This is a genomic window from Deltaproteobacteria bacterium, from assembly GCA_016874775.1.
In the GTDB taxonomy this organism is placed as follows: domain Bacteria; phylum Desulfobacterota; class Binatia; order Bin18; family Bin18; genus VGTJ01.
Map to the genome: position 1 here is coordinate 19,349 of VGTJ01000062.1, position 11,022 is coordinate 30,370.

General features: G+C 53.5%; 10 protein-coding genes. 5 read left to right on the forward strand and 5 right to left on the reverse strand.

Features of this window, described 5'->3' with window-relative positions:
• Positions 1 to 41 precede the first annotated feature (41 nt).
• From FJ147_12330 to FJ147_12340, 3 genes are all read right to left on the reverse strand, one after another.
• Entirely contained in the window at positions 42 to 404 is a 363-nt protein-coding gene (locus FJ147_12330) for a four helix bundle protein (protein MBM4256669.1), read from the reverse strand.
• A gap of 92 nt (positions 405 to 496) precedes the next feature.
• The gene (locus tag FJ147_12335) at positions 497 to 916 is read right to left on the reverse strand and encodes a hypothetical protein (protein MBM4256670.1); all 420 of its coding nucleotides are present in this window, start codon (positions 914 to 916) and stop codon (positions 497 to 499) included.
• 69 nt (positions 917 to 985) lie between these two features.
• Entirely contained in the window at positions 986 to 2,152 is a 1,167-nt protein-coding gene (locus FJ147_12340) for a transporter (GenBank protein ID MBM4256671.1), read from the reverse strand.
• A 130-nt stretch (positions 2,153 to 2,282) separates the two neighbouring features.
• On the opposite strand from FJ147_12340, the gene metF reads away from it, so the two are divergent.
• The 5 genes from metF to FJ147_12365 all read left to right on the forward strand — a co-directional run bounded on the left by metF (position 2,283) and on the right by FJ147_12365 (position 7,209).
• Positions 2,283 to 3,182 (forward strand): methylenetetrahydrofolate reductase [NAD(P)H], encoded by a 900-nt coding sequence (gene metF / locus FJ147_12345; GenBank protein ID MBM4256672.1) that lies wholly within the window; start codon positions 2,283 to 2,285, stop codon positions 3,180 to 3,182.
• A 281-nt stretch (positions 3,183 to 3,463) separates the two neighbouring features.
• Positions 3,464 to 3,829: a hypothetical protein gene (locus tag FJ147_12350; protein ID MBM4256673.1), complete on the forward strand. Its 366-nt coding sequence runs from the start codon at positions 3,464 to 3,466 to the stop codon at positions 3,827 to 3,829.
• A 62-nt stretch (positions 3,830 to 3,891) separates the two neighbouring features.
• Positions 3,892 to 4,950: a cupin domain-containing protein gene (locus FJ147_12355; protein ID MBM4256674.1), complete on the forward strand. Its 1,059-nt coding sequence runs from the start codon at positions 3,892 to 3,894 to the stop codon at positions 4,948 to 4,950.
• A gap of 103 nt (positions 4,951 to 5,053) precedes the next feature.
• The gene (locus FJ147_12360) at positions 5,054 to 6,118 is read left to right on the forward strand and encodes a methionine synthase (GenBank protein ID MBM4256675.1); all 1,065 of its coding nucleotides are present in this window, start codon (positions 5,054 to 5,056) and stop codon (positions 6,116 to 6,118) included.
• 20 nt (positions 6,119 to 6,138) lie between these two features.
• Positions 6,139 to 7,209 (forward strand): hypothetical protein, encoded by a 1,071-nt coding sequence (locus tag FJ147_12365; GenBank protein MBM4256676.1) that lies wholly within the window; start codon positions 6,139 to 6,141, stop codon positions 7,207 to 7,209.
• A 108-nt stretch (positions 7,210 to 7,317) separates the two neighbouring features.
• On the opposite strand, the gene FJ147_12370 is transcribed toward FJ147_12365, so the two are convergent.
• Together FJ147_12370 and FJ147_12375 are read right to left on the reverse strand one after the other, a co-directional pair.
• Positions 7,318 to 8,622, reverse strand: coding sequence for a hypothetical protein (locus FJ147_12370; protein ID MBM4256677.1), 1,305 nt, complete (start codon positions 8,620 to 8,622; stop codon positions 7,318 to 7,320).
• A 276-nt stretch (positions 8,623 to 8,898) separates the two neighbouring features.
• Complete coding sequence (locus tag FJ147_12375) at positions 8,899 to 10,995, reverse strand: DUF1302 family protein (GenBank protein ID MBM4256678.1); 2,097 nt, start codon at positions 10,993 to 10,995, stop codon at positions 8,899 to 8,901.
• Between the last annotated feature and the right edge of the window lie 27 nt (positions 10,996 to 11,022).

The following is an 11,022-nucleotide window of genomic DNA, read 5'->3' on the forward strand; positions in this document are numbered from 1 at the left end:
GTTCAGCGGTCAGCATTCAGCTTCTCGAAACGAAAAAGTAATCAGCGATCAGCCGTCAGCTTTTGGATAAAAGCAGTAAGCATTCTTTTTTTATCGGTTACTGCGCGATCGAGGTTCTCATATGCTAACTGGTGCAAGAAATTGAGATCTCGTGCGAGTAAGAGATGGTACTCAAGCTCGCTTGCTGAACCCATAGCTATGTGTAGGAAGCGTGCAAAGTCAGCTTCACTGCCGCGCCCACAACCCTCCGCAATGTTAGCGGCAATAGAGGCACGCGAACGGCGAATCTGACTTGTCATCAGCCCGTATAATTCTTCCCTCGGCAAGGTTGTCGTTACCTTATAAATCGACAAGGTCAGTTGGTGGGCTCTTTCCCACACTTTCAGCTCTCTAAAGTTCTTCATAGGTTGACTTCCTGATTTACGCTGATCGCTGAAAGTAGACTACCAATAGCTCTAGTGTTGTAAGCTGACTGCTGAAAGCTGATCGCTGAGGGCTATTTCGCTTTGCGAAACTTCGGCAAACTCACCTCTGGTGACACATCCTCAAAGACCACTTCGAGAGGGAGATCGAGGCGTAACTCGTTCTCTGGCACATCGGTGAGCCATGAGATCATGCGTACGCCTTCTTCCAGCTCGACGACGACAGGGCTGTAGGGAATATCGGGAGCGAAAGGCGGGAGCATCGGTTGCATCGCGGTTGTCCAGGAGAAGAGTTTGCCTTTCCCTGAGGACTTTGCCCATTCCCAATTGAATGAGCCACACTTGGCGCACATGTCGCGCGGCACGTGGCGCCACGTCCCGCAATCTTTGCACCGCTGAAAACGTAATTCATGCTGTTTACAAAAGGCGTAGAACTCCGCCGCCATGGGATTGCGACGACGGGGAAGGGGTTTCTTGTATGCTGTTTCTGCCATAGAGGTTTCCTTTTCCACTTTTATTGACCGGCTCCCTCGCGAGTCAGGGAGAGGGCGAGAGAAACTCAGTTATCGCCGCAAAATCGCTAAGCTGCCGTCGCCGAAATCGCCCCAGCCAGTCACCAGACCGAGTTGGGCGTCTTTGACTTGGCGAGTGCCGCACTCGTGCCGAAGTTGTCGTGTGGCTTCGACCACATGATTCATCCCCCAGACATGCGCCTCTGAATGTAACCCACCGTGAGTGTTGATCGGTAGCTCTCCACCGAGTTCCAGACGGCCGCCTTTGACGAAGTCGGCGATTTCTCCCCGTTTGCAAAAACCTAAGGCTTCGAGTTGCAACAGTACGACATACGAGAAGCAGTCGTAGATTTCGATGAAATCGAGGTCTTTGAGGTCAATCTGGGCCATGCGTAACGCATTGGGGGTGGCGAAGCTTAAGCCAATGACAAAGGGATCTGGCCGTGCCGGAATATCATCGGCGGGGTAGGGATGCCCTTCGGCGATGCCAGAAATGTAGACCGGCGTATGTTTGAGGTCTTTTGCGCGCTCAGGCGCAGTCAGCACAACGGCGCACGCACCATCGGTTTCGAGGCAGCAGTCAAACAGACGAAATGGCTTGGAGATCCAGCGGGCATTGAGATAATCTTCCATCGTTAAGGGCCGCCCGCGCATAAAAGCTTTTTCGTTGAGCTGGGCATGTTTGCGCGAAGCGACTGCAATCGCACCCATCGCTTCATCTGGCACGTTGTACATCTTCTTATGCCGATTCGCGATCCACGCGTACCATTGCACCGGGACAGTCGCTCCATATGGCAAGTAGTACTCACCGATTGTTGTTCCGAGCGCTGGAATCCCACCGCCGTTGTCGCTCGACGGACTGCTGACACGCATGGTGGAATAACCGTTCCAACCGAGTGGGACGAGCACATTTTTCGCGACCCCACAGGCAATGGCCATTGCGGCGCTTTGGAGCGATGTGACTGGGCTTGCACCTCCCATGTGAACCGTGACGGAATACCGTAGGTCCTCAATCCCAAGGTTAGCGGCAAAATGCTCAGCCGTAGATGGGAGCGGCGGTGGGATAATCCCGTCGATGTCATGCGGTTTGAGTCCCGCGTCACTGATGGCTTTCATCGAGGCTTCGAGCATGAGCGCGAAATCGGTTTTTCCTGAACCTCGGGTAAAGGCGGTTTCACCGACACCAACGATACATGCTTGATCCTTTAGTGAGTACATACAACCCTCCTTCTTATTCTGCCCTGACGGCGCGGATGGTATAACGGGAGGCGGCTGATTGTAAAGGCAAGGCACTCTTTCGTTTCGAAGTCGCGATGACGTATACTGGACCAAGAAAGGAACCGGACTCATGAAGATTCGTGACTTGTTTTCACTCCGCTCCCCGACGTTCTCCTTTGAGTTCTTTCCACCCAAGACACCACAGGAAGTGGACGAGCTATTGGCACGTGCCCGTGAACTCCAACCGCTGAGCCCGAGCTTTATCTCAGTGACCTATGGCGCTGGTGGTTCGACCCGTCGTAACACCATTGACCTTGTCTGTCGATTTCAAGAGGAACTCGGCATTCTTGGCATGGCCCATATTACGTGTGTCGGGCATAGCCAGAATGAATTGCGTGAAGTGTTGGATGAACTGAAAAATCGCGCCGTCGAAAACCTGATGTGCTTACGTGGGGACCCACCAAAGGGACAGACAGACTTTATTCCGGCACCCGATGGCTTCGCTCATGCCGCAGAGTTGGTGTCTCTGGCACGCGCGTTAGACGATTTTTGTATTGGCGTTGCGGGATACCCGGAGCCGCACCCTGAGTGTGGTGATCAACAGTTGGACTTGGAACACCTTAAAGCGAAAGTTGACCGTGGCGCTGATTTCATCACGACCCAATTGTTCTTCGATAATCGTGACTACTTTGATTTCTGTGCACGTGCCCGTGAGCTTGGCATTCGCAAACGTATCATTCCCGGCATTATGCCGATCACGAACTATCGCCAGATTGTCCGCTTTGCCAAAATGTGTGGTTCGTCGATTCCGGAGGCATTGCATAGACGGCTCGAGCCAGTGGCTGATGATCCACAAGCGACGTTAGAGATTGGTGTTGACTGGGCATGGCGCCAATGTGAGGAGTTGTTGGCTGGTGGAGCCCCTGGGATTCACTTCTATACCTTGAATCGGTCGCTTGCTACGCAGCGCATTTTCGGGCGGTTACGACAGAGCAGCGTGCGCACCCTGCTGCCTTCGGCTGCGGCGTGATTCTTTTGTCCTTGCCACAGAACGCGTTTCTGAACTCAAGGACATAAACAGAACCGTTCCGTATGTGTCACCCTGAACGAAGTGAAGGGTCTCTCAGAGGGATTCTTCGCTTCGCTCAGAATGACAGCGCTGAAAAGGCTGTTGATAGTGGATGCAGCTTCTCGCCTCTCCTCAAATCCGCAATCCCCATTCCGCAATCTACAATTCCCAATCCCCGCTCCACATTGACCTGCCGCTGGTGAGCAGAGTATGGTCCCGTTTGAGCCGAAAGGAGGTGTGGTATGGCCAAACGGCGAGCGATGCTGCTGTTGACGTACAATCTTGGGGCACATGTCAACAAAGCCGAATATGAGCAATGGGTGCGGGATGTCGATAATCCATTTTTCAATAGCGTCCCCGGCATTGTGCGTTACTCCAATTGGAAAGTTATCGAGGAAAAGGTCGGAAAAGTTCCTTTCACCTACTACGACTTGATGGAGATCGGCGATCTCGACGCCTTCGAGAAGGTGTGGGGCAACAAAGAGTTACAAAAGTTTGCGCATGGCTGGACCGAACGTTGGTCACTCCACGGCACTGATGAGAAATACGTGGGGATTAACTTCCAGGTGCTTTTGGGTGAGGAGTTTGCGGCCCCGGATTTGCCATAGACTAATGAATGGACGAAGGGGCGAACGGGCGACCATAAAGAGGGGCGAAAAAGAGGGATTGTATGAAAGACATCACGCAACGTTCAGAAGCGCAAACGAAAGTCGTCGATGACTACCTGAGCGGCTTATCGCAATTCAATGTTGGCCCTTTGTGGAAATTCCTCCGCCAGGCGCTCACACCGGAACCGCGGAGTCAGGCGAAGCCACATTTATGGCGATGGCAAGAACTCCGACCGCAATTGTTACGGGCAGGGGAATTGGTGTCTGCTGCCGAAGCTGAACGCCGCGTCCTTATGCTGCTCAATCCCGGGCTCGAAGGCCGTATCGCAACAACTCACACCTTGTATGGTGGGCTCCAACTGATCTTACCCGGCGAGGTTGCAGCAACGCATCGACATACCCCCAATGCGTTGCGATTCATTATGGAAGGTGAGGGAGCCTACACTGTTGTCGATGGCGAGAAAATGACCATGTCGTTTGGAGATTTTGTCTTGACGCCAAACTGGACCTGGCACGATCACGGCAGTGAAGCCAGTGGGCCGGTGGTGTGGCTCGACGGGCTGGACATTCCGTTGATTACGATGTTGGAAGGGATTTTCTTCGAACCCTTCACCCAGGAAGCACAGTCACTGACCAAGCCGCTGAACAATTCGGTGAATGAATATGGTAAAAGCGGACTTTTGCCTTCATGGCAGCGCGCATCTGGTACGCTTTCTCCATTACTGAAGTATTCCTGGAAAGATGCGCGTGAAGCGGTGGCAAGCCTGAGTTCGCATGCCGAAAGCTCGTTTGATGGCGCCATTGTCGAGTATGTCAATCCGGTCAATGGTGGTCCGTCGTTACCGACGATGGCAAGCTTTCTCCAACGTCTCAAACCAGGACAACAGACCGAAGCCCATCGTCACAGTGAGAGTGTCGTCTATCTTGCTGTCGAAGGGCATGGGCACACGGAGATCGACGGGAGGAGCTATGCGTGGTCGCCAGGGGATGTGTTCGCGCTACCTACGTGGAGTACGCATCGCCATCAGAACGCTTCAGCGAGCCAGGACGCGATTCTCTTTTCTTTCACCGATAGGCCGGTGATGAAGGCATTTCATTTGTTTCGGGAACAAGCGGTGTGAATAACATAGAACGTAACCACCGCTCTTCCCCTTTTACGTTGTACATATTTACGTTTTACCTGTTTCCTGTCACAGATCACGAATGACGTTCCCAGGAGGTTCTATGCTCCAAACTATGATCGTTGGTAGTTTGCCCCGACCTACGTGGCTGGTGCCTGCGGGGCAGATGTACGTGCAATGGAAGTTGGATGGTGATGCCCTGCAGGAAGGGCAAGATGATGCGGTGTTGCTGGCGCTCGCTGATCAAGAGGCTGCTGGACTCGATATATTCACTGACGGTGAACAACGTCGCCGCCATTACATTTGGGGGTTTGTGGAAGGGCTCGAAGGAGTCGACTTCTCTCGATTGGTGAAGATTCCCACGCGCGGAGGTCGCTATGGCAATATGGTCGATGCCGCGCGCGTCGTTGCCCCCGTTCGCCGGCGTGGGTCGATTGTCAGTGAGGCCGTCCGATTTCTCAAGCACCACAGTACCAAGCCGGTGAAAGTTACCTTGCCAGGACCCATGACGACAACTGATACGCTCGCGGATGAGTATTATCGTAATCGTCGTACGCTCGCGACTGAGTTGGCAAAGCTCCTTAACGACGAAGCGCATGAGTTAGCTGAGGCTGGTGCGGACATCGTGCAGTTCGATGAGCCCTGCTTCAACATCTATCTCGATGAGGTGGAAGAGTGGGGTGTACGGACCTTGGAAGAGGCAGCCAAAGGGATACGAGCAAAGAAGGCAGTCCACATTTGTTATGGGTATGGGATCGACATGGTGCTGAAGTGGAAGAATAGCAACACCGATTGGAGTCACTACTGGCGGTCGTTGCCGTTACTCCGTACCAGTGCGATGGACATGATTTCGGTTGAATGTGCCGCATCTGGTGTTGACCCTGCAGTCTTAGGGCAAGCGAAGGGCAAGGACCTCATGGTCGGTGTGATCGACGTCGGCACTGAAGAGATTGAAACGCCAGAGAAAGTGGCCGCGCGTATCCGGACGGCATTGCAGTATGTCGAGCCTGCGCACTTGTATCCGTGTACCGATTGCGGAATGATTCCGCGTTCTCGAACGGCTGCACGCGGGAAGATGAAAGCACTGGCTGATGGCGCGTGGCTGGTGCGCTCGGAACTGACCCGCGAACGTCAACAAGGCACGTTGATGGGAGTGAAGTCGGTGTAAGCGATGAGCATTGGGTTCCCATGCTAAAAATAGAAACTCCCCATGATGGCGCTAGCCGCCGCGAATTCATTCAGTTGTACGAAACTGTCTATGCCTCACGGAGTGCGTACTGGCTCCCTGCAGCGCGCTTTGAAATGGCGATTCTACGCGGCGAGAGTACGTTTAATGAAGAACGTACCGTCCGGCCTTTTGTTGTTCGTGACCAAGGACAAGTTGTCGCACGGGTGCTTGCGGTTGTCGATGCACGATATCAACGCCATTGGCACGAGCGGCTTGGCCACCTCTGCTGGTTTGAAGCTCTGCCCAACACCCGCGACGCGGTCAAACTCTTGATACACGAAGCCTGCTCGTGGTTGCACGAGCAGGGCGCGACCGCTGCGCGAGCAGGACATGGCATGCTTGATTTTCCCTTTGTGATTGATGACTACGAAACCTTACCGCCGAACGTGTTACGCCTTAATCCTGCATATTATCACTCACTGTTAAAAGATGCGGGGTTTGAGAGTGAGAAAGGATTTGTCGACTACAAGATTGAGGTGCGTCCTGAGTTGCTGGCACGGTGGGTTGGGATGCTCGAAGCCGCTCGTCGTGGAGGCTATACGATCGTGCCCCTGCGAGAAGTCCCAGAGCAACAGCGTGTGTCTGATTTCGTTGCGACATTCAATGACACCTTCAAGTCCCATTGGGGGTGGATACCATACAGCGAGACGGAAATCGCTGGGTTATTGAAGGCTCTGACGCGCGCAGGTGTACTCGACACTTCAGTGCTTGCCTATCGAGATCGCCAACCCGTGGGAATGCTCTTACTTGTTCCTGAGCACAATGCGGAAGTTGCTCTCAAGCCGGGGCGGACGGTGCACGAGAGTGAACGTCTCAACGTGTTAGCTATTGGCGTGCGAGAATCTGACCGCGGTCGCGGGGTGAATTTAGCAATGGCGAGTTATGGCTATCTTGAGCTGGTCGGGCGTGGCGCGAAGTACGTGAGTTACACGTTAGTGCTGGACGACAACTGGCCCTCGCGCCGCACCGCCGAGAAGCTTGGCGCTTCGGTGTGTGCGAACTACGTCGCATATCGGCGGCGGCTACAGTAGGTGGCACGTAGTGGACTGGCTACGGTGCCGCGATTTTTGGGCTATAGTTTCAGCTTTATCCCCGCTGAACTGGGTCTGGATCTGTGTCAATTGCAATTCATACAACGTCTATCGGCTTGTAACCTGTCGTTCCTCTTCGACTGTCGTGCCAGTTTTACCCGCGGCCTGCTGCAAAAAGGAAAGAAAGCGAGCAGGGGCGGCAAGTTGCTGATACCGTCGCAGTTTCTCCGGTCCTGAAGCGGTGTGGAGATGTTCCTGTGTGGGAGTTCCTTCTGGTCCTGAACCACTAATGACTATTTGTTTGTAGCGATGGCAGAGCTGATGAGCGACGTTGTGATAATACCAATCGCGATGACCAAGAGAGTGCTGTTCCACTCCACGGGCCTCGCGGAGTAACTTGGTCGAAGAACTTGCCCAGTGGCGCAGAATTGGTAACGCTCCATGGGCCGCCCCCTCATCCTCTAACGTGTGCAGTAAGCGCCACAAGCTGGGCGCACGCGCTACATTGAGATGGGCAAAGCGCTGGTGCGTGCCTGGTGGTTGTTTTGCGGGAGGAATGTCTTGGAGTTGCTGCCTGGTGACTTCCAGTAGTTGATGAGCTTGCCGTTGTAATGAAAGTTTATGATGCCATGCGTCGAGAATCTCTTCTGGAAGAAAGAGCATTTCCTCACGTCCGGTAGGGTCGGTCACAAGGGCGAAACTGACATGCCGCTCGTCGATCAACTCACTGCGGATTTGCAGTGCCGCTGTCGTTTTGTGTTCTTGAACCGAATGCTGAAGGGGAGGGATCTCGAGCGTAAGTTGTAATGACCATTGCCAACGTGGAGGCGTGGCGTGTCCGCCGGTGCTGTCCTCGTGGTAGCCGTGCGGAGCTGTACGCTTGCCGATCAATGCGGCGGCTTTCAGATACGCGTTCGAGGGAAATGGACGATGCAGAATGGTGTTGAACTTCACGGCACAGCCGTTCACCTGGAATACGCCACTCGTCCGGGCCAGTCGTTTCTGTTGGCGTTGTGAAAGCTCCGGGGAGAACGTTTCTGGCGCGACGGGTACCAGGCTGAGTCTCTGGCTATGGCCAAAGATGCGCTCGATAGGTAACCCACCTTCAGTGAAACGATGGTGGAAGTGCAGTTCGCGAAACTCGCCATGACGTGGTCGAGGGGGATCGCCCTGTTTCTTAAAATAGCGCGTCAGTGCGGCAAAAACTTGTGTGGTCACGAATTGTTTGTTCGACCACGTCACCGGTGACGCTTTACTGACCTCTTCGGTTGTTTTGAGAAAGGACTGCTGTAACTGCCGCAGGGCAAGAGATGACGGTTTCGCTGATGCATGAGGCTCAGCAGCGACAGCGTTATGATACGCGAGTTGCCGTTGCGTAAAGGCAGCGACAAGTTGATTCCATAACGTACGCATGGCGTCAGCTTCCTGCTGGATAGCCGTAGGGAATTGCTCCCAGGTATTGTACTCAGGGCTTACCCAGTACCGGTATACGAGCACAGGCCAATTGGCACGTTTGCGTGGGCGCATGGTGAAGGCAGAGTAGTCAGTAGTCAGTAGTCAGTAGTCAGTAGAAGAAGCCATAAATGGATACTGCTTATTCCTTTTTCCATGCTGGCTACTGGCTACTTTGTTTGTCGTGTTAGAGCCTCATGGGGAGCCACGTTGCCGTCACTCCCCACGAGCCCACTGCTAGAGCAGATAGTACGTCATCTCAAACCAGAACTGGTCGCGGCTCGCAAAAGCGTAGATACCGCTCCAGCCTTGGCTCATGCTGCTGCCTGGGTACCAAGCAACACCAGTCGAGAGTTCGATGTTCTCGTAACCCATCACGTTGCGCCACCACCACTGCGAGAACAACAGCCAGTCTTTGGAACGAGGCTCGTAGACGACGGCATTACGGGTCTCGAGGCGGCTGGCGAACAAGCCTTGGTTGACTGCGGCCAACGTCAAGAGATGTTCCCAACGGTAGTTACGGCACTGCGGGCTAGAGTAGAAGCGCTTGCCGCTCTCGCGAGACTTGCGTGCTGCTTCTGCTTTGGTGATACCGTTTCCTGGGTTGTCAACGACATAACACAACGGGTTTGCAATGTTGCTCCATTGGTTTTTCATCAACCATTGGCCAGTGAAGAACCATGCCTGCGTTGCAAAAGAGTCATGCAGGAACGGAATGTAACGGAACGACGGCACGGATTTGAGCAAGTCAAAACCGACCATCGAGCGCCATACCGGCGTGTAGGTGTGATAGTCTTTGTTGATCGAGAACGCGGTCAATCTATCAATGGTTCGTTGGTCAGTCAGGAGCGCATTGCGTCCGGTGCCGAGCGGCAGCTTACGGACATATTCCTTGGTGCTGAAGCTCTGCTCGAGACGGAACACGGCGCCGGTATAATCGAAGTCGTTGTAGGTCGTGGTAAAACCAAAGATGCTGGTTCGCGTCCAGTGGAAGTTTGCCGGAAAACACTGCGTGATCGGTGGACGGACGGCATTGTGTCTGCCACGGACTGGTTCACCGTTGTTATTCAATGCCCCGTTACGATTGTTACTTCGGAAGCGGTCTGGATGGTTAAACCCACCGAGGTCGGCGCCAGCCAAGACGGTCGCCACTGAACCGGATTCTTGTGAGCGATCGTTCTTGACCGAATGGCCACGTCCTTTGTTATCCAAGCAACGCCGCAGTCCTTCTTCAAATGTGCCAACTGGTGTGCCCAAGCCATTTGCTGCTGCGACATCAGTATCGCCATAGACCTTGGCTCCAATGACATCGCTAAAGTTGAAAGTTCCTGACACACCGACAGGAATGTTGGCATAGTTTAGCGAGAAGTCGAAACCGCTTATGCTGGTACCGAAAACCCGGAACCCAAGAGCGGTTGTACACCAGTTCCACATACCATTGAGGGGACCTCTACAGTTCCCTTTATAAATCTGTGGAATGTAGGTGGTGTACGAATTGGCAACGTCTGGAGAGGTGTTGATATTGGCCGCGTTTCCAGCATCGGGAGTCCCACCGCGAAGGTTCGGCATCCGACCGAAAAACGCCCACGGATGCCGCGTGCGGCGATGGCCGATCCAGCTCGGATTCCATAGTTCAAACGCCCGGGTTCCATCCGCTCGTCTGAACGAACAGTTTTCCGGACGATACTTAACGAGGTTGCCATTGTCGTCGAGACAACCTTTGACATGCACTGGTGAACGGAGTACGCCATTAATAATGAGGTCTGAGTTGGGGCCACGAAATCCTGGCGTATAAAACGGCTCAAGATAGACGTTGGAGAACCAACTGCCGACGTTACCGATATGGTAATTGAGCTTGAGGGCCCAAATCGGTGAACGGAATTCGTCGAACTTTTCACCGGCACCTTGGTTTTGGTCGATACGCAGCGGGTTAATAACGTCAATTGAGCGGTAGAGGTCTGATTCACCCCACACAATCTGTTGACGTCCGATACGAGCTGAGAGTTTGCCAACTCCCACTTGGCCGAAATCTAAATCCAAGAATGCATCACGAAAACCGTTTTCTGGAAACAGATAGCTTTTGCGTTCGTGACGGCTGTACTTATTCGTGTAACTATCCCGAAGGGTCCAGGTCGGGTCAGCACGGAAACGGTACCGCATGTTCAGTGTGGCGTTTTCGACAAAAGGAATTTCCAGTTTGTCTTGGCCCAAAATTTTGCCATTATCGACAAATTTATCGTAAATGAACCAGAAATAGACTTCGTTACGCCACTGTACCCAGTTGAGGTTATCTCCGCCGTTTGAATGAAACGTATGGCGCATGCGGTACCACATCTGTAGTTCCGCGTTACCGATACGTGT